This window comes from Stenotrophomonas chelatiphaga (assembly GCF_032054965.1).
GTDB lineage: Bacteria > Pseudomonadota > Gammaproteobacteria > Xanthomonadales > Xanthomonadaceae > Stenotrophomonas > Stenotrophomonas chelatiphaga.
This window is the reverse complement of sequence record NZ_DAMBRS010000007.1, coordinates 177321-195027: the sequence shown is the minus strand read 5'-3', so window position 1 is coordinate 195027 and position 17707 is coordinate 177321. Positions and strand designations below refer to the sequence as shown.

General features: G+C 67.9%; 17 protein-coding genes. 11 read left to right on the top strand and 6 right to left on the bottom strand.

Annotation, left to right across the window (positions count from 1 at the left end):
- Nucleotides 1–154: 154 nt before the first annotated feature.
- Together RTX79_RS11300 and RTX79_RS11295 are read right to left on the bottom strand one after the other, a co-directional pair.
- Nucleotides 155–973 (bottom strand): META and DUF4377 domain-containing protein, encoded by an 819-nt coding sequence (locus RTX79_RS11300; protein WP_312683782.1) that lies wholly within the window; start codon nt 971–973, stop codon nt 155–157.
- 73 nt (nt 974–1046) lie between these two features.
- Nucleotides 1047–1841: an undecaprenyl-diphosphate phosphatase gene (locus RTX79_RS11295; protein WP_309689176.1), complete on the bottom strand. Its 795-nt coding sequence runs from the start codon at nt 1839–1841 to the stop codon at nt 1047–1049.
- 225 nt (nt 1842–2066) lie between these two features.
- Here RTX79_RS11295 and glnA point away from each other — a divergent pair, with 225 nt between their 5' ends.
- The 9 genes from glnA to RTX79_RS11250 all read left to right on the top strand — a co-directional run bounded on the left by glnA (nt 2067) and on the right by RTX79_RS11250 (nt 11357).
- A complete protein-coding gene (gene glnA, locus RTX79_RS11290; RefSeq protein WP_057509241.1) occupies nt 2067–3476 on the top strand; it encodes a type I glutamate--ammonia ligase in 1410 nt (469 codons plus the stop codon).
- Nucleotides 3477–3789: 313 nt separating this feature from the next.
- On the top strand, nt 3790–4128 hold the full coding sequence (locus RTX79_RS11285; protein WP_042614733.1) for a P-II family nitrogen regulator: 339 nt from the start codon (nt 3790–3792) through the stop codon (nt 4126–4128).
- A 20-nt stretch (nt 4129–4148) separates the two neighbouring features.
- Nucleotides 4149–5576 (top strand): ammonium transporter, encoded by a 1428-nt coding sequence (locus tag RTX79_RS11280; protein ID WP_057509240.1) that lies wholly within the window; start codon nt 4149–4151, stop codon nt 5574–5576.
- A 97-nt stretch (nt 5577–5673) separates the two neighbouring features.
- Complete coding sequence (locus tag RTX79_RS11275) at nt 5674–6429, top strand: N-acetylmuramoyl-L-alanine amidase (protein ID WP_312683776.1); 756 nt, start codon at nt 5674–5676, stop codon at nt 6427–6429.
- A gap of 58 nt (nt 6430–6487) precedes the next feature.
- The gene (locus tag RTX79_RS11270) at nt 6488–6763 is read left to right on the top strand and encodes a hypothetical protein (RefSeq protein ID WP_312683775.1); all 276 of its coding nucleotides are present in this window, start codon (nt 6488–6490) and stop codon (nt 6761–6763) included.
- A gap of 736 nt (nt 6764–7499) precedes the next feature.
- Nucleotides 7500–8555, top strand: a complete 1056-nt coding sequence (locus RTX79_RS11265) for a two-component system sensor histidine kinase NtrB (RefSeq protein WP_123699934.1) — start codon at nt 7500–7502, stop codon at nt 8553–8555.
- Nucleotides 8548–10011, top strand: a complete 1464-nt coding sequence (gene ntrC, locus RTX79_RS11260; protein WP_312683774.1) for a nitrogen regulation protein NR(I) — start codon at nt 8548–8550, stop codon at nt 10009–10011. Before RTX79_RS11265 ends, ntrC begins: the two co-directional genes overlap by 8 nt.
- 93 nt (nt 10012–10104) lie before the next feature.
- A complete protein-coding gene (locus RTX79_RS11255; RefSeq protein ID WP_057509235.1) occupies nt 10105–10674 on the top strand; it encodes a superoxide dismutase family protein in 570 nt (189 codons plus the stop codon).
- 44 nt (nt 10675–10718) lie between these two features.
- Nucleotides 10719–11357, top strand: coding sequence for a superoxide dismutase family protein (locus RTX79_RS11250; protein WP_312683773.1), 639 nt, complete (start codon nt 10719–10721; stop codon nt 11355–11357).
- Between the two features lie 246 nt (nt 11358–11603).
- On the opposite strand, the gene RTX79_RS11245 is transcribed toward RTX79_RS11250, so the two are convergent.
- Entirely contained in the window at nt 11604–12491 is an 888-nt protein-coding gene (locus RTX79_RS11245; protein WP_312683772.1) for a hypothetical protein, read from the bottom strand.
- 93 nt (nt 12492–12584) lie between these two features.
- Here RTX79_RS11245 and RTX79_RS11240 point away from each other — a divergent pair, with 93 nt between their 5' ends.
- Nucleotides 12585–13880, top strand: a complete 1296-nt coding sequence (locus RTX79_RS11240; RefSeq protein WP_152983481.1) for an acetyl-CoA C-acetyltransferase — start codon at nt 12585–12587, stop codon at nt 13878–13880.
- Nucleotides 13881–13964: 84 nt separating this feature from the next.
- On the opposite strand, the gene RTX79_RS11235 is transcribed toward RTX79_RS11240, so the two are convergent.
- From RTX79_RS11235 to RTX79_RS11225, 3 genes are all read right to left on the bottom strand, one after another.
- The gene (locus RTX79_RS11235) at nt 13965–15269 is read right to left on the bottom strand and encodes a heme biosynthesis protein HemY (RefSeq protein ID WP_312683766.1); all 1305 of its coding nucleotides are present in this window, start codon (nt 15267–15269) and stop codon (nt 13965–13967) included.
- Complete coding sequence (locus RTX79_RS11230) at nt 15266–16255, bottom strand: uroporphyrinogen-III C-methyltransferase (RefSeq protein ID WP_312683765.1); 990 nt, start codon at nt 16253–16255, stop codon at nt 15266–15268. Before RTX79_RS11230 ends, RTX79_RS11235 begins: the two co-directional genes overlap by 4 nt.
- A 134-nt stretch (nt 16256–16389) precedes the next feature.
- Nucleotides 16390–17184 (bottom strand): uroporphyrinogen-III synthase, encoded by a 795-nt coding sequence (locus tag RTX79_RS11225; RefSeq protein ID WP_312683764.1) that lies wholly within the window; start codon nt 17182–17184, stop codon nt 16390–16392.
- Between the two features lie 35 nt (nt 17185–17219).
- Between RTX79_RS11225 and RTX79_RS11220 the strand changes: the two genes are divergently transcribed.
- Nucleotides 17220–17687, top strand: a complete 468-nt coding sequence (locus tag RTX79_RS11220; RefSeq protein ID WP_057509247.1) for a YiiD C-terminal domain-containing protein — start codon at nt 17220–17222, stop codon at nt 17685–17687.
- The last annotated feature ends 20 nt before the right edge of the window (nt 17688–17707 follow it).

Below are 17707 nucleotides of genomic sequence, written 5' to 3'. Positions count from 1 at the left end.
GGTGGGGCTGGGCGGGGGCGTTGAGCGCCATGGATGGCGCGAAACGAGGCCCGCATGGACGCAGTTTTTGCCGTCCCCCGACCAGCCCCACCGCCCGGCCCACCCCCAGCTTCAGCCTGAAAGCCACCCGCGAGGGGGTCTCACCCGTTCGCAGTCACTTCTCGACAGCCGACTCCACCACCATGTCCAGCACATACGCCTGCGACGATGCATCCGCCGGCGGATTGGCCACCTTGAAGCGGTTCACGCGCAGTACGTTGCGGGTCCCGGCCTCGTGGGTGTAGCCCTCGATGCTGTCGTAGAAGTTCTCGAACCCGCCCGGTTCGCCCTGCTTCAGGCCCTGGTCGTCGAACTGCACTTCGCGCACCTGCAGGCACTGCTTGTCCTTGATCAGTGGATGCGGGCACGGCTTGGTCTGCGCGGCCACTTCCAGGAACACGCGCTCACCCGGGCCACCGAAGCGGGTCTCGGCCGTAGGCTCCGGCGCGAACACCAGCACCTCGCCCTGGGCGGTGCGCAGGGTCAGCTCGCCGTTGTCGGCCAGTTCGGTCTTCAGCGTGCCCTGCAAGCGGCTGCCCAGGGCCTCGTCCAGCGCCATGATGCTCGGCTCGCAGGCCATCCGCGTGGAGGCCAGCTGCGACAGCACCAGGTTGCCATCGGCCACGGTGTAACCGCCGCTCATGCCGTTGCAGGTGTTGGACACCGACACGCGGCCTTCGCTGAAGTCCAGCGTCACCGGCTTGTCGGCGCGTACGAACAGCGCATCGATGCGTTTGCCGTCGGCGCCGGTGGCGTCCTTCAGGCGCCAGTGCTGGCCATGCAGGCGCTGCACGTCCAGGTGCGCGGCGGTCTTCTGCGCGGCGGCGGCGGCCGGTGCCGGGGCGAGGTCATCGGCATTGCCGGCCGGGGCCGGGTTCTGGCTGCAGGCCGCCAGCAGGGCCAACGGCAGGGACAGGATCAGGGTGCGCTTCATTTGGATTCTCCTTGGATTGCCGGATTCAGAACGGGTGCGCGTGCCGGGTGGGGTCACGCGCCTGGCGCCGCATTCAGTTGCCGGCAGGCAACCACAGCAGCAGTCCCGCGCCGAGCAGGATGCGATACACCGCGAAGGCGGTGAATTTGTGTGACTTGATGTAGCCCAGCAGCCACTTCACTACGACGAAACCGGTGACGACCGCGGCAAGGAAGGCCACGCCGACGTCGGTCCAGTTTTCGCTGGCCAGGTTGCCCTCCTTGGCCAGTTCCAGGAACGCATAGGCGCTGGCCGCGAACATGGTCGGGATGCCGACCAGGAACACGAACTCGGTGGCCGCTGCACGGCGGCTCAGGCCCAGCAGCATGGCCAGGAAGATCGCCGACGCCGAGCGCGACGTACCCGGGAACACACCGGCCACCACCTGCGCGATGCCCACGCCGATGGCCACCGTCCAGGTCACCTGGTCACGATCAGGCAGGCGTGCGGTATAGGCCTCCACCAGCAGCATCCAGATGCCACCGATGATCAGCGCCCACGCGACCGGGCTCACCGTTTCCGGCAGTTCCCAGCCAGCCAGGCGCACCGGCAGGCCGACCACCGCGGTGACCAGGAAGGCAGCGCCCAGCTTCATCACGTAGTCGCGGTTCTCGCGCTGGTGCAGGCCGGTGGCCAGGCTCCACAGACGCTGGCGGAAGACCAGGGTGATGGCGAGGATCGCACCGGCCTGGATGATGATGTTGAAGAAGTCCGAGCGCGCGCCCAGCCAATGCTGGGCGATCAGCAGGTGCCCGGTGCTGGAGATGGGCAGGAACTCGGTGACGCCTTCAAGGATGCCCAGCAGCAGGGCGGAGAGCAGGTCTGACATGGAGAAGGATCGTTGGGTGGGCAATGAAAGGTGCGGAAGAGGATAGACCATCTCCTGATGCACCAAGCCAGTGCGCGGTGCCGACAACGCACCACGATGGTGCGTTTTGTTGTGCACCATTCAGGCGCACGCTCATGCAAATCAAGGGCTTGTGAGGGTGCAGAAGTTGGCACGGACATTGCTCTGGTAATCCCAGGCATTCAATTCCAACCGAGGTTCCACCCGATGTCCGTTGAAAACGTTGAGAAGCTGGTCAAGGACAACCAGATCGAGTTCGTCGATCTGCGTTTCGTGGACATGCGTGGCATCGAGCAGCACGTCACCTTCCCGGTCAGCATCATCGAAGCGTCGCTGTTCGAAGAAGGCAAGATGTTCGACGGCAGCTCCATCGCCGGCTGGAAAGGCATCAACGAATCGGACATGGTCCTGCTGCCGGATCCGTCCAGCGCCTACGTGGACCCGTTCTACGCCGACCCGACCATCGTCATCAGCTGCGACATCCTCGACCCGGCCACCATGCAGCCGTACGGCCGTTGCCCGCGCGGCATCGCCAAGCGCGCCGAAGCCTTCCTGAAGTCCAGCGGCATCGCCGAGCAGGCCTTCTTCGGCCCGGAGCCGGAGTTCTTCATCTTCGATTCGGTCCGCTTCGCCAACGACATGGGCAACACCTTCTTCAAGGTCGATTCCGAAGAAGCCGCCTGGAACACCGGTGCCAAGTATGACGGCGCCAACAGCGGCTACCGTCCGGGCGTGAAGGGCGGTTACTTCCCCGTGCCGCCGACCGATTCGCTGCACGACCTGCGCGCGGAAATGTGCAAGACGCTGGAACAGGTCGGCATTGAAGTGGAAGTGCAGCACCACGAAGTGGCCACTGCTGGCCAGTGCGAGATCGGCACCAAGTTCAGCACCCTGGTGCAGAAGGCCGACGAACTGCTGCGCATGAAGTACGTGATCAAGAACGTTGCCCACCGCAACGGCAAGACCGCGACCTTCATGCCCAAGCCGATCGTCGGCGACAACGGCAGCGGCATGCACGTGCACCAGTCGCTGTCCAAGGGCGGCACCAACCTGTTCTCCGGTGACGGCTACGGTGGCCTGAGCCAGCTGGCGCTGTGGTACATCGGCGGCATCTTCAAGCACGCCAAGGCGATCAACGCCTTCGCCAACGCCGGCACCAACAGCTACAAGCGCCTGGTCCCGGGCTTCGAAGCGCCGGTGATGCTGGCCTATTCGGCACGCAACCGTTCGGCTTCGTGCCGTATCCCGTTCGTGACCAACCCGAAGGCGCGCCGCATTGAAATGCGCTTCCCCGATCCGATCCAGTCCGGCTACCTGACCTTCACCGTGCTGATGATGGCCGGCCTGGACGGCATCAAGAACCAGATCGACCCGGGCGCACCGAGCGACAAGGACCTGTACGACCTGCCACCGGAAGAAGAGAAGCTGATCCCGCAGGTCTGCTCCTCGCTGGACCAGGCGCTGGAAGCGCTCGACAAGGACCGCGAGTTCCTGAAGGCCGGCGGCGTGATGGACGATGATTTCATCGACGGTTACATCGCGCTGAAGATGCAGGAAGTCACCAAGTTCCGTGCGGCCACCCACCCGCTGGAATACCAGTTGTACTACGCCAGCTGAGCACGCGCGGCGGTGGCGGAGGATACCCCTCCCACCTTCGTCATCGCCGCATCTTTTCCGGCTGGGGAGCCGGCAGGGATGAAGCCTGCAACGCTGTAGGAAGTGTTCCATCCGTTCAGGGGCAAGAGAGACCGGACGCGCGTCATGGGCCTACCTCCCTCCCGCGTCGCTGGCTGTGTTTGGAGAGAGACACAGCCGCCAGGGCCCAGACCACGTTCGGCGCAACAGCCACGGCCACCCCATGGGGTGGCCCGTGGTTGCAGACGCCACGGCCTGCATCCGCCGTGGACCCATCCACCATCGGGATATGCGCATGAAACTGATCTCCGCCATCATCCGGCCGTTCAAGCTCGACGAGGTCCGCGAGGCCCTCTCCGACGCTGGCGTGTCGGGCATCACCGTGACCGAAGTGAAAGGCTTCGGTCGCCAGAAGGGCCACACCGAGCTGTACCGCGGCGCCGAGTACGTCGTCGATTTCCTGCCGAAGATCAAGATCGAAACCGTGGTGACCGACGAACGTACCGACGCGGTGATCGAAGCGATCCAGAACGCAGCGGGTACCGGCAAGATCGGCGACGGCAAGATCTTCGTCACGCCTGTCGAACAGGTCATCCGCATCCGCACCGGCGAAATCGGCGCGGACGCGCTGTAACCCACTCGGAGATCCCTCGCATGAAGATTCGACTGTTCGCCGGGTGGCAAGCCCGGTTCCATCTGGTGTGCCTGATGATGCTGCTCAGCGCACTGGCCGTGGGCGCTTTCCCGGGCACTGCCCACGCCCAGGCGCAGGTCACCCCGGTGCCGACCGAAGAAGTGGCGGTCGAGCCGCTGGCTGCCGAGCCGGTCGCCGCCCCGGTGGCCGAAGCGGCCGCCGCACCCACCTTTGACCACGGTGACGTGGCCTGGATGCTGACCTCCACGCTGCTGGTGCTGCTGATGGTGGTGCCGGGCCTGGCCCTGTTCTATGGCGGCCTGGTGCGTTCAAAGAACGTGCTGTCCGTACTCAGCCAGATCCTGGTGGTGTTCTCGCTGGTGATCATCCTGTGGGTGGCCTACGGCTACAGCGCGGTGTTCAGCGAAGGCAACCAGTTCTTCGGCTCCTTCACCCAGTTCGCCTTCCTGAAGGGCTTCTCGCCCGACTCGGTCGGCAACACGCCGATCGCCGGCCTGCCGGATTACCTGTTCGTCGCCTTCCAGTCCACGTTCGCCGGCATCACCACCGCCCTGATCGTCGGCGCCTTCGCCGAACGCATCAAGTTCAAGGCGGTGATCCTGTTCTCGATCCTGTGGTTCACTCTCAGCTACATCCCGATGGCGCACATCGTCTGGGGCGGGGGCTACCTGGGCGAAATGGGTGCGATCGATTTCGCCGGCGGCACCGTGGTGCACATCAACGCAGGCGTGGCCGGCCTGGTCGGCGCGTACTTCGTCGGCAAGCGCATCGGCTATGGCCAGACCGCGCTGAAGCCGCACAACGTGGTGTTCACCTATATCGGCGCGATGCTGCTGTGGGTGGGCTGGTTCGGCTTCAACGCCGGCTCGGCCGCTGCTGCCGACACCGTGGCTTCGCTGGCCTTCCTCAACACCATCCTGGCCACGGCCGCGGCGGTGGTGGGCTGGACGCTGGTGGAAGCGATCACCAAGGGCAAGCCGTCCGCACTCGGCGCTGCATCCGGCGCGGTCGCCGGCCTGGTCGGCATCACCCCGGCCTGCGGCACCGTCGGCCCGATGGGCGCGCTGGTCATCGGCGTGGTCTCCGGTGCGCTCTGCGTGTGGGGCGTCACCGGCCTGAAGCGCCTGCTGAAGGTCGATGACACCGCCGATGTGTTCGGCGTGCATGGCATCGGCGGCATCGTCGGTGCGCTGCTCACCGGTGTGTTCAGTGCGCAGTCGCTGGGCGGCACCAAGGCCGACCTGGATATCGGCCACCAGGTCTGGGTGCAGTTCGTCAGCGTCGCCTTCACCATCGTCTGGTGCGCCGTGGTGACCGCGCTGATCCTGCTGGTGGTCAAGGCGCTGGTCGGCCTGCGCGTCACCGAAGAAGCCGAGCGTACCGGCCTGGACGTGACCTCGCACGGCGAGTCCGCCTACGAGGTCTGATCGACGGCTTTCTGCAGAACAACTTGTTGATGGCGCTTGCATGCGCCGTGACCGGCGGTCCGGGGGCCGCCGGTTTTTTAATGGGTACAATCGGGGCATGACGATGATCCGCCCCCTGGCCCTGCTGCTTTCCTGCGTGCTGTTGGCCGCCTGCGCCGGCGCGCCGGTGGAAGAGCGCAATCCGCTGGCGAGCTGGGTGCCATCGGCCAACCACAACGCGCGCATGCCGGTGATCATCGTGTTGCACCACACCGACCAGCACTCCGTGCAGCAGAGTCTGGACACCCTGCGCAGTGCCAACAGCGGGGGCAAGGTCAGCGCGCATTACCTGATCGGCGCCGACGGCAGGCGCTACCAGCTGGTCGCCGATGATCGCCGCGCCTGGCACGCCGGGCCGGGACGCTGGGGCACCATCACCGACCTGAACTCCGCCTCGATCGGCATTGAACTGGACAACGACGGTGACACGCCTTTCAGCCAGGCGCAGGTCCAGTCGTTGATCGTGCTGCTGCAGGATCTCAGCAGCCGCCTGCGGATCCCGCCGTCGCAGGTGATCGGGCATGCCGACCTGGCGCCTTCACGCAAGCAGGACCCCAGCCGCTTCTTCCCGTGGCAGCAGCTGGCGCAGGCCGGTTTCGGCCTCTGGCCGCGCGCCGCCGATGGACTGCCCCCGGCCGGCTTCGATGCCTGGCAGGCGCTGGCCGCGTTCGGTTATCCGCTGGACGACCGCGATGCCGCCGTGGGTGCCTTCCATCGTCGCTTCCGCGGCAGCGACGACCTGCCGGCCGTGCTGGATGCCGAAGATGCGCGCATCCTGCATTCGCTGCTGCTGCAGCAACAACCAGCGCTCTGAGGCACACTCAGCGCCCTTTTTCCAGATTTCCGGGCTGCTGGCCCGGGCAGGACAGTTCATGAACACCGTCAAGAAGTACTACAAGCACCCGGCCGAATCGGACCTAGGCAAGGGCAACGTGCTGATGGAAGCCCGCGGCGAGAAGATCGTGCGCCAGGTGGAGATCTACGGCCTGCGGGTGGTGTGGGCTGATGCCACCGGACAGAGCGACGACCGTTTCGCGCTGGCCGACCAGCCGCTGTCCTTCTTCGATTTCGATGAAGATGACGAGATCAGTGCACGCGAATTCGAAAGTGCCTGGAAGAAGGCACGGGACGCCTCCGGTACGCGCTAATCGGTGCGCCAGGGATTGTCTGATTGGGCGCAGCGGCACGCGCTGATGGGGCGTGCGCACCTCCTTGCGAGGCTGGTTGCCGGTTGATTGCCATCAACACGCACCGCTCGCCCATGGCGGTACGGGGAAGGCGCCCATGCAGATGCGGCGCGGGCGAGATTCGCAAAACTGGTGAAAGATCATCGCGTACTCGCCGTCTTCCATGGGCATACGCATTCAACAGGTGTGCGCGCGATGATCGGCGACACCACCAGCGTCTTCGATTCCGGTGCGTCCTTCCGGAGGACCTTCTTGCCCGCGGATATCGATCTTGGCGCCAACGCACTCAGGGTGTACCAGGGACGTGGATTTGAAGCGCCTCACGTTGCGATGGGACCGGTCGCGTACCTTCCCCACGCCGGCTTACAGCTTCGTCGAGGGGGCGAACGTGGACAGCGGTGCGAGGTACAGATTCCGCGGACCGGACGACAGCAATCAGGCGAGCACGCGGCAGACGATTTTCCATGCGTAGCACGGCATAAAGGACCCGATGCGGGTGAAATACTCCGTCTATTACTGGTCCCCGTCGCACGGCCATACGCCTGCCGCGCTGCTCCAGGGGAAGGACTTCTTCACGGGCGCAGCCTGCCCGCCGTAACGAACGTCGTCCGCCGACGGGCGCATCCCTCGGTGATGCGCTCGTCCTTCGAACCCAAGCCACGTCCATCAATCTGCCGTTTTGCACTACATTGGTGCAATGACTGCGTCCCTGCCGCCCCCCGTCATCGAACAGCTCGGCACGCCGGTCGCCTGGGCCGACGCCGGTGGGCGCATCACCGGCTGCAATCCGGCCTTCGCTCGCTGGCTGGGGGTCAGTGGGCGTCGCCTGGTCGGCCAGCCGCTGGTGGCCCTGGAAGCACAGGGTGATGCGCTGGCCCATTTCCTTGCCCGCGACGAGCGCGACAGCCTGCGCCTGCACCGGTTGGCATTGGCCCTGCCGGGCGAGGGCGCCCGTTTTGCCGAAGGCTGGATGAGCCGCCTGGATGATGGCGGCTGGCTGCTGGAAGCCCACCCGGTGGATGAATTTCCCGGGCTGGACCCCACCCAGGCCCTGCCCAGCGCGCTCAGCGCGGCGCTGAAGGGGCTCGCCCACGAGTTGCGCAACCCGCTGGCCGGATTGAAGGGCGCCGCCCAGTTGCTGGCGCGCCGGATCGCCCAGCGCGATGCCGACGAGCGCGAACTGGTTGACCTGATCGGGACCGAAATCGAGCGCCTCAACAGCCTGCTGGACCAATTGCTGTCGCCGGCACCGGCCGCCCCGCACGCCACGTTGAACATCCACGCTGCGCTGGAGCAGGTGCTGCGCCTGGCCGAAAGCGAGGCGGGCTGGGCGGTCAGGTTGCAGCGCGATTACGATCCCAGCATCCCGGAATTCAATGGCGATGCCGATCGCCTCAGCCAAGCGGTGTGGAACCTGGTGCGCAATGCCATCCAGGCCGGTGCCGGTGGCATCACCCTGCGCACGCGGGTGGAACATGGCGTGCGCATCGCCGAGCAGCTCCATCCGCTTGCGCTGCGGCTGGAAATCGCCGACGACGGCCGCGGCGTGCCCGAAGAGCTCGCCGAACACCTGTTCCTGCCGCTGGTGAGTGGCCGCGCCGAGGGCACCGGACTGGGCCTGGCATTGGCCCAGCAGGTGGCGCGCGAACACCGCGGCACGCTGACCTATCGTTCGCGGCCCGGGCATACCGTATTCACCCTGCTGCTGCCGATCCGCAGCGGCGCCCCCCATGAGGACGTGGCCCATGACTGACGCCCCGCAGCCCGCGCACGCCGGCCAACGCGTCTGGGTGGTCGACGATGACCGCGCCGTGCGCTTCGTGCTGTGCACCGCGCTGCGCGATGCCGGTTACCAGGTGGAAGGTTTCGACAGCGCCGCCGCCGCGCTCGACGCGCTGGCCCGGCAACCGGTACCGGCCCTGCTGTTCACCGATGTGCGGATGCCCGGCGACGATGGCCTGGTGCTGCTGGACAAACTGAAGGCAGCGCACCCGCAGCTGCCGGTGATCGTGATGTCCGCCTATACCGACGTCGCCAGCACCGCCGGTGCCTTCCGCGGCGGCGCGCACGAATTCCTGTCCAAGCCGTTCGACCTGGACGATGCGGTCGCGCTGGCACGGCGCGCGCTGCCGGGCGCCGAGGCACTGCTGCCCGACGATCCGGAACCGGGTGATGCCGGCCAGCCGGACCAGGCGCCGCAGCTGGTGGGGGATACCCCGCCGATGCGCGCCCTGTTCCGTGCCATCGGCAAGTTGGCGCAGGCGCCGCTGGCGGTGTTGATCACCGGCGAAACCGGTACCGGCAAGGAGCTGGTGGCCAGTGCGCTGCATCGCGAATCGCCGCGTTCGCGCGCGCCGTTCGTTGCGTTGAATACCGCTGCCATTCCGGCCGAGCTGCTGGAAAGCGAACTGTTCGGCCATGAAGCCGGCGCCTTCACCGGTGCACAGCGGCGCCATGTCGGCCGCTTCGAGCAGGCGGACGGCGGCACCCTGTTCCTGGATGAGATCGGTGACATGCCGCTGGCCCTGCAGACGCGCCTGCTGCGCGTGCTGGCCCAGGGCGAGTTTTTCCGCGTAGGCGGCCGTGAACTGATCCATGTCGACGTGCGCGTGGTCGCCGCTACCCACCAGGACCTGGAAGGCTTGGTCGCGCAGGGGCGCTTCCGTGCCGACCTGCTGCACCGGCTGGACGTGGTGCGCCTGCAGTTGCCGCCGCTGCGTGAGCGCCGCGACGATATCGCCCAGCTCGCCAGCACCTTCCTGGCAGCGGCATCGCACAAGCTCGATGGTGCGCCCAAGCGGCTCACCGCTGCCGCACTGCAGGCGCTGCGCGAGCACGACTGGCCGGGCAACGTGCGCGAGCTGGAAAACGTCTGCTGGCGCATGGCCGCGTTGGCCGCCAGCGATACCATCGGCGCGGCTGACGTGGAGATGGCCCTGAACCGGGGCGGCCCGCGCAGCAGCGCCCGCACCGGCAGCGGGGATCCAAGCCAGTGGGAGGCACTGCTGTCGCAATGGGCGCGGCAACGGCTGGCCGAAGGGGTCGAGGGCCTGCACGCGCAGGTGCGCGAGCGCGTCGACCATGCGCTGCTGGACGCCGCCCTGCAGATCACCCACGGCCGGCGCGCCGAAGCGGCCGCACGGCTGGGGCTGGGCCGCAATACGCTGACCCGCAAGCTGGGCGCCGGTCGCCGGCGTGGCAGTCACTGAACCTGTTTCCAAAGCTCCCTGTGCACCGTCCACACATGGCGTTGATGCGTCGTGGACAGGGAGGACCGTAACGTGCGTCGCAAGGAGTCCACGATGTCTTCGATCCGCCTGATCCTGCCGGCTGCCGCCGGCCTGTTGTTGGTTGCCTGCGGTACCACGCCGCCGCCGCCCGCTGCGCCGCCGGTGGCGGTAAGCGTGGTGAGTACCGCGAAGATGGCCGAGAGCAATCTTTCGCCGGCGTCGGCCAGCATCGTCAGCGGTCGCCTGGCGCTGGTGCCCGAAGCCGGCGGCGTACATGTGACTGGCGTGATCGGCGGCCTGCAGCCATTGCAGCAGCCCGGCTTCCACGTGCACGAGCGTGGTGACTGCAGCGCGGTGGATGCCAGCAGCGCGGGCAATCATTTCAACCCGACCCAGCAGCCGCATGGCGCGCCGGGAACCGGACCGCACCACCTTGGCGACATGCCCAACCTGCGCGCCGATGCGCAGGGCCGGGCCAACGTCGACATCCACCTGCGAGGCGTTACCCTTGGGGGTGGCGCCGCCAACGACATCGCCGGTCGTGCACTGATCGTGCACGCCCAACCAGACGATCATCGCAGCCAGCCCGCCGGCAACGCCGGCGCACGCATCGCCTGCGGCCTCATCCGCATCACCCGGTAGCCCCGGCTGCAGGCCCTGCACCCCGTCACATGGAGAACCATCCGATGCGCCTGATCCACACTTCGCTGTTCGTTGCCGTCGTCGCCCTTGGCCTGAGCGCCTGCAACAAGCAGCCGGAAAACGCGACCGACACCGTCGCCCCGGCGACTCCCGCCGAAGCCACCGCCACCACCACCCCGGCCGAAGCGCCGCCGCCGATGACCGGTCCGACTGCGGACACCGCCGCCACGGCCACCGCCGTTGCCGAACTGGCACCGACCCAGGGCAATGAAACCAAGGGCTCGGTCAGCTTCAAGCTGGTCGACGGCCGCGTCCACGTCACCGGCCAGGTCACTGGCCTGAAGCCGGGCAGCGAGCACGGCTTCCACATCCACGAAAAGGGGGACTGCAGCGCGCCGGACGGCAACAGCGCCGGCGGCCACTTCAATCCGGGCACCCAGGACCACGGCAGCGTCGCCAGCGAACCGCACCACGGCGGCGACATGCCCAACATCACCGCCAACGCCGAAGGCGTAGCGACCATCGACGCCCCGGTGTCGACCAACGTCAACATCGGCAAGGGTGATGGCTTCGACATCATCGGCCGCGGCCTGATCGTCCACGCCGATGCCGACGACTACAAGACCCAACCCACCGGCAATGCCGGCGCCCGCCTCGCCTGCGCAGTAATCAAAGCCCCATAAGCCCCTCGTAACAACGCAGCAACCCGCAAACAGGAACGCCGGCGAAAGCCGGCGTTCTGCTTTTAATCCCCCCACACCGCCGCCGGCGACCGCCATCTGTCAGAGGAGGGGAAGGGCAGGCCAGTGCAGGACCGTCTGTTGCCACGATGGCAACAGCGAGCCCCCATGGACGGGTTAACGGCGTGTCCTGCACTGGCCTGCCCTTCCCCTCAACCCATGAAAACAGCGGCGCCGAGCGGCAGAAAATCACCGTTCCAACAACGCCCGCGCATCCTGCCCCGCCTCGCAATGCACGAACAACACCGGCACCCCGTGCGCCTCCAACACCGCCGCCATCTGCCGCTGCCGCATCAGGTACTGCTCATACACGCCCTTCAGCTGCTCGCAGTCATTGCGCCCGTGCGCGTAGTACGTGCACCAGCCCGCCGGATCGAACAGCGCCATCCGCGCCTCGCCCTGCGTATAACGCAGCAACGGCTCCGGCGCCGCATCCAGCCACTCATCCTGGCCCGGCGCCATGATCGCCGTCTCGATCAGCGGCCATAGGACCGCCAGCCCCTGGTTGTCGTACTGCATCGACATCATCGCCGCGAGATCGTTCACGGTGAAGTAGCGCGCATGTTCCACGCGCGCACCGAACGCCCTCTGCGCCAGCAGCGCGGTATCCGCGTGCGCCATGCCCTCGGCCAGCAGCACTGTTTCCAGCGCATCGGACACCGCCGCCGTGGTGGCCGCATCGGTGCCGGTCAGCAGGAACGGCAGCACGCGCAGGCCGCCGCCTTTCAGCGTGTCATCGGCCTGGAACGGCAGCGGCACATCGCCATTGGCATCGGCACCGAAGGCCAGCAGGCGCGGGCCCTGGCTGCGGCCCGGCGCGCGCATCTGCAGCTCTTCCAGCCGGCGATGGATCGGCCAGCCCGGGCGCAGCACTTCGGCCGGGTCGAAATGCGCCGCTGCGAACACCAGATCCAGCGCGCTGGCCTGCGGCACCAGCTTGGCCAGGTCGCGGCCGATACGCTCGGCCAGTTCGCCGGATTGGTCGGCGGTAAGTGCGGCCTGCGTGGGCGACTGCCCATCGGCGAGCTCAAGGGCCAGGACGCCGATGGCGTTCATGGCGGGGTCGGTTTTGCTCATGGTTTCACGGTTGGCCCATCACAGGGCGGCAGCTACACTTGGGACCATTATGCCTGCCATGTCGTGCAGGCCATGTTGCAGACACCCTATCCCATGCCAGGTATGTCCATGCCCAACGCCCGACCCGTCGCCATCCTCGGTGGCGTCCGTATTCCGTTCTGCCGCCAGAACACCGCGTACTCGGATGTCGGCAACCTTGGCATGTCGGTACGTACGCTCGGCGCCCTTGTCGAACGGTTCGGCCTGCATGGCCAGCAGCTCGGTGAAGTGGCCATGGGGGCGGTGATCAAGCACTCCAGTGACTGGAACCTCGGCCGCGAAGCCGCGCTGTCCTCGGGGCTGTCCCCGTTGACCCCGGGCATCACCATGCAGCGCGCCTGCGGCACCTCGCTGGACACCATCATCGCGGTGGCCAACAAGATCGCCCTGGGCCAGATCGAGTCCGGTATCGGCGGCGGCTCGGACACCACCTCCGACGTGCCGATCGTCTACGGCAAGAAGCTGCGCGCGCGACTGCTGGCCGCCAACCGGGCCAAGAGCACCGGCGACAAGATCCGCGCGCTGACCCGCGGCTTCAAGTTCTCCGAGTTCAAGCCCGAGTTCCCCGGCGTGGCCGAGCCACGCACCGGCAAGAGCATGGGCGACCATTGCGAAGACATGGCCAAGGAATGGAACATCTCGCGCGATTCGCAGGATGAGTGGGCGGTGTCGTCGCACCGCAAGCTGGCCGCCGCCTACGAGCGCGGCTTCTTCAACGACCTGATCGCCCCGTTCCGCGGCGTGGAGCGCGACAACATCCTGCGCGCGGACACCTCGCTGGAAAAGCTGGCCACGCTGAAGCCGGCCTTCGACAAGGTCTCCGGCCGCGGCACGCTGACCGCTGCCAATTCGACCCCGCTGACCGATGGCGCCTCCGCGGTGCTGCTGGCCAGCGAAGAATGGGCGCGCGCGCACGGCCACGCGCCGCTGGCCTACCTGCGTGACTCGCAGGTCGCGGCGGTCGATTTCGTGCATGGCGAGGGCCTGCTGATGGCCCCGACCGTGGCCGTGCCGGAAATGCTCAAGCGCAACGGGCTGACCCTTCAGGATTTCGATATCTATGAAATCCACGAAGCGTTTGCCGCGCAGGTGCTGTGCACGCTGCGCGCCTGGGAGAGCGAGGACTACTGCCGCAACCGCCTGGGCCTGGACGCCCCGCTGGGCCGCATCGATCCGGAAAAGATCAACCCGCTGGGTTCGTCGCTGGCCACCGGCCATCCGTTCGCGGCAACCGGTGCGCGGGTGATCGCCACGGCGGCCAAGCAGCTGGCCGAGCGCGGCGGTGGCCGTGCGCTGGTGTCGATCTGCACCGCCGGCGGCATGGGCGTGGTGGCGATCGTCGAACGCTGATCCGCGTTATCCGCTAGTGCAAAAAAAAGGGGTCAGGTTGCTTTCGCAGGGCGAAAGCAACCTGACCCCGACTCACATCCAACGTCAGGGAATGCGCGGGAAGCCGTTGTCGTCGCGCGGCCGGTCGGCGTCGTACACCGGCGGCACCGGCGTCATCACCTGGTCTTCCACCGTTGCGCGCGGGGTCACCACGACGGCGGGCTCCGGGCGCACCAGCGCGATGCTGTCTTCGCCGCGCTGCTCGCGCAGTGCGTTGGCCAGGCACTGCGCGGCCAACGTTGTCTCTCCCCGGGCCAGCAGCGAAGCGCCCAGCGCTTCCCATGCCGATGCACCGGCGCCTGCGGCGATCGCCTCGTGCAGCAGCGCTTCGGCCTCTTCATTGCGACCCTGTGCCAGTGCCACGCGCCCCTGTGCCAGCAGCAGCGCCGGCGAACCGTCATGCACCCGGCGCCAGCGCACCAGGTTGGATTCGCGGGTCGCCAGCCGCGACGCGGGCAGCGCACCGTACAGCTCCACCAGTTCATCGCTCCAGCGCTGGTCCAGTGCCTGTTCCAGCGCCAGCAGGGCCGGCTCGTCCCAGTCCAGCGCCACCGCACGAGCGGCATAGGCGGAGACCACCGCAGGGTCGGCGCGCAGGGCCTTCGGCGTGGTTTCCCACTGCGCCGCGAGCGCGTTGACGTCGGCGGCTTCCAGCAGCGCCTGTGCCGCCAGCCGGGCTTCCAGGGTGGTCAGGGCATCGGCCGGCAGCACCTTGCTCTGGCGCAGCGCACCCAGCTGACCGTACGCCTCGTGGGCACGGCCGGCGCGGGCCAGCGCTTCGCTGCGCAGCCACAGACCGCGCGGCGGCAGCGGCTGCAGGTTGGCCGCATCCAGCGTGTTGATCGCATCCACCGGCAGATCGTCGGCCAGCAGCTGCTCGGCACGCAGCAGCGCCAGGCTGGTGGCATCGGCCGCGCCCAGGCGCTGCAGGTAGGTCTGGCTGGCGGTGTCGTCACCCCGTGCACGCGCACTGCGCGCTGCATTGGCGAGCGCCACGCCGGTCACTTCCTGGTCCTGTGCGGCGCCGTCGAACAGCTTCTCCGCGCGCTGCCAGTGGCCATGTTCATAGGCCTGCAGGCCATCGACCAGGCGCACGCGGCCCTGCTTGCGGCGATAGCGGCCCCAGGCGCGGAACGGCGAGGCGATCAGGCTCCACAGCAGCCACAGCACCAGCAGCGACACCAGCACCAGCAGCGCAACCTGCGGCAGGGTGCTGCGGTAATCCGTGCCGCCGTAGCGGAAGATCACTTCGCCATACTGGTTGAGTGTGTTGGCGCCCAGCCACTGCGCGCCGACCACGCCCAGTGCAACGGCCAACAGCAGCACGATCAGGGATTGCAACGGCTTCATAACGGGGTCTCTCCATCTCGCAAGGTGCGCAGTTGTTGCAGGGTGCTGCCCAGTTCCGGTGCGCCCAGGCGCAGCGGCGCCGAGCGCAATGCACGCAGTTCAGCACGCTGCCTGCGCAGGTCTGGTGAATCCGGCCACAAGCGGGTCATCCCGTGTTCAATCCGGTCCAGCGCCTGCTGCAGCGCGGTGCTGTCGCCGCGCTCCACGGCGGCACGCGCCAGGGTCAGCTCCACCTGCAGCGCGTCGGCGCCGGCCACGCGCTGGGCATCGGTCAGCGGGCCGCTGAGACGGCTCGGGGTGATCTGCACGAACGGCGCCAGCGCGATCTCCCACCATGGGCGCACCCGTGCGGCGTCGGCCGGCGATTCCGGGGTGTGCAGCGGCAGGGTCTGCAACGCGTCGGCGAAGCCCGCAAGGCGCTGGCGCACCTCGGCGCGCGGTCCGTTTCCGGCGCCATCGAGTACGTTGCGTTCCTGCAGCAGGGCCTGGCGCAGGTTCAGGCCATCGGCCGACGGCAGGTCTTCCAGCTGGGTGGCGGCAAGCGCATACAGCCGGCGCGCGCCGGCCAGGTCATCGGCGCCCTCCAGCCGTTGCGCGGCCTGGGTCAGCAGCAGCTCGGCCTCGTCCACGTGCAGCGCATGGCTGTCCTGGCGGGCATCTTCGGCAAGCCGCGCCAGGTTCTCTTCGATCAACGCGCTGCGCTGGCCCAGCCCCAGCACTTCATCGCGCAGCACCCGGTTGGTGCTGGCCGCATCCTGCAGCCGCGCGCTGGCGGCACGCTGGTCGCGACGCAGCGCGTCCACGCTGTCCAGCAGACCCTGCAGGCGCACGGCATCGGCCTGCGATTGCAGGCGGGTCTTTTCCTGCCATTGCTGGAACGCATGCCAGCCCCAGCCGCTGGCCGCGACCAGCAGCAGGACGATGACCAGCGGGACGATCCAGCGCAGCGAGCGCTGCGGCGGGGTAGGTGGGGGGTTCTCAGTCATCGGGACAGCATCCCTGTTGCATGCGCCAGCGGCAAGCAGCGCGAAGGGAGGAGCACCGAGCCCTGCCCGGCAGACCATCGCGGACCTCGCACGACCTGCCGCCCGCCGTTGCGCTGGCCGAGCGTGGCTCGGCGCTACCGGTGCTGCGTCCGGTCAGCGTGCAGGGCAACCGCGGCGGCGGCCATCTGCGCGGCGGTCGGTCCGGCGGCCACCCGCACCGTCGCCAGGCCGAGGGCCCGTGCCTGCAGCGCAAGCCGCTCACTGGCCACCACCACCGCCATGCCGGCCTGCCAGCGCGCCCGCCACGCCGGCGGCAGCTGCGCCCAGACGCGCTCCAGCGCCTCGCCACTGCTGACCGCCAGTACCCACGGCCGTGGGGATCGCGACAGCCGCGCCAGCGCCCGCGCCGGCAGCCGCAAGGGCACACGGCGATACACGTCGGCGCGCAGCAGCTGGGCACCGCGCGCCTGCAGATCGGCGGCAATCAGCCCGCGTCCACCGGGTGCGGTGACCAGCCCGATGGTCTTGCCCCGCACATCGGCCAGCACGGGCAGCGCCAGCAGGCCCTCGCTGTCCATCCGCGACGGCGCGATGGCGTGTTCGATGCCGTGCGCCCGCAACGCGCGCAGGGTGCCATCGCCCACTGCCAGCCACGGCCGTTCGGGAGCATTCAGGAACGCATCGCCGAACGAAGCCGCAGCTTCCACCGCGCCGGGGCTGGTGAAGATCACCGCCGATGCCTGCAAGGCCGTGCGTAACGCGCCAGCCCCTGCGGCGTCAGGCCGGCGCTGCAGCCGCCACGGCGACAGGCCGAGCGTACAGGCGCCTGAATGGGCGAGGGCGACACGCAGCGCCGCGTGTTGCCCTTGCGGGCGCAACGACACGAATGTCCAACCACACGGTTTCGCATGTTTATCCATTGCCTGCATTATGCGGGCCCGCGTTGTTGCAGGTGTTGTCGCCGATGTCCGTCGAACCCGTTTCCTCCTCGCTGCTGGTCCTGCAGGACGTGCTGGACAGCATGCCGCCGGTGCGCGCGATGCAGCTGCGCCTGGAGGGCTATGCCGATGGCCAACTGCAGCTGACTGCGCCGCTGGCGGTGAACGTCAATGACAAGGGCAATGCCTTCGGCGGCAGCCTGGCCTCGGCCATGACCCTGTCCGGCTGGGCCCTGGTGACCCTGCGCCTGCGCCTGGCCGGGTTCGAAGCGGAGGTCTACGTGGCCGACAGCCAGCTGCGCTACCGCGCGCCGGTGTACGGCGACCTGCATGCGCAGGCCCAGATCGACCCGGACAGTGACTGGGACACCTTCCTGTCCACGTTCAAGCAGCGCGGCAAGGCGCGGATCGGCGTGGTCGCGGTGCAGCCCGGTACCGACGGCAAGCCGGCCGCCGAACTCAGCGGTCGTTTCGTTGCCTTCGCCAAAGGGTAGGATGGCGGCTGATGCCTTGG

Excerpts from the sequence above, each read along its gene's own strand:
- RTX79_RS11275 (WP_312683776.1), top strand. The coding sequence starts at position 5,674 with ATGACGATGATCCGCCCCCTGGCCCTGCTGCTTTCCTGCGTGCTGTTG.
- RTX79_RS11245 (WP_312683772.1), bottom strand. The coding sequence starts at position 12,491 with ATGAGCAAAACCGACCCCGCCATGAACGCCATCGGCGTCCTGGCCCTT.
- glnA (WP_057509241.1), top strand. The coding sequence starts at position 2,067 with ATGTCCGTTGAAAACGTTGAGAAGCTGGTCAAGGACAACCAGATCGAG.
- ntrC (WP_312683774.1), top strand. The coding sequence starts at position 8,548 with ATGACTGACGCCCCGCAGCCCGCGCACGCCGGCCAACGCGTCTGGGTG.
- RTX79_RS11300 (WP_312683782.1), bottom strand. The coding sequence starts at position 973 with ATGAAGCGCACCCTGATCCTGTCCCTGCCGTTGGCCCTGCTGGCGGCC.
- RTX79_RS11225 (WP_312683764.1), bottom strand. The coding sequence starts at position 17,184 with ATGCAGGCAATGGATAAACATGCGAAACCGTGTGGTTGGACATTCGTG.
- RTX79_RS11255 (WP_057509235.1), top strand. The coding sequence starts at position 10,105 with ATGTCTTCGATCCGCCTGATCCTGCCGGCTGCCGCCGGCCTGTTGTTG.
- RTX79_RS11240 (WP_152983481.1), top strand. The coding sequence starts at position 12,585 with ATGCCAGGTATGTCCATGCCCAACGCCCGACCCGTCGCCATCCTCGGT.
- RTX79_RS11265 (WP_123699934.1), top strand. The coding sequence starts at position 7,500 with ATGACTGCGTCCCTGCCGCCCCCCGTCATCGAACAGCTCGGCACGCCG.
- RTX79_RS11270 (WP_312683775.1), top strand. The coding sequence starts at position 6,488 with ATGAACACCGTCAAGAAGTACTACAAGCACCCGGCCGAATCGGACCTA.
- RTX79_RS11235 (WP_312683766.1), bottom strand. The coding sequence starts at position 15,269 with ATGAAGCCGTTGCAATCCCTGATCGTGCTGCTGTTGGCCGTTGCACTG.
- RTX79_RS11230 (WP_312683765.1), bottom strand. The coding sequence starts at position 16,255 with ATGACTGAGAACCCCCCACCTACCCCGCCGCAGCGCTCGCTGCGCTGG.
- RTX79_RS11280 (WP_057509240.1), top strand. The coding sequence starts at position 4,149 with ATGAAGATTCGACTGTTCGCCGGGTGGCAAGCCCGGTTCCATCTGGTG.
- RTX79_RS11250 (WP_312683773.1), top strand. The coding sequence starts at position 10,719 with ATGCGCCTGATCCACACTTCGCTGTTCGTTGCCGTCGTCGCCCTTGGC.
- RTX79_RS11220 (WP_057509247.1), top strand. The coding sequence starts at position 17,220 with ATGTCCGTCGAACCCGTTTCCTCCTCGCTGCTGGTCCTGCAGGACGTG.
- RTX79_RS11295 (WP_309689176.1), bottom strand. The coding sequence starts at position 1,841 with ATGTCAGACCTGCTCTCCGCCCTGCTGCTGGGCATCCTTGAAGGCGTC.
- RTX79_RS11285 (WP_042614733.1), top strand. The coding sequence starts at position 3,790 with ATGAAACTGATCTCCGCCATCATCCGGCCGTTCAAGCTCGACGAGGTC.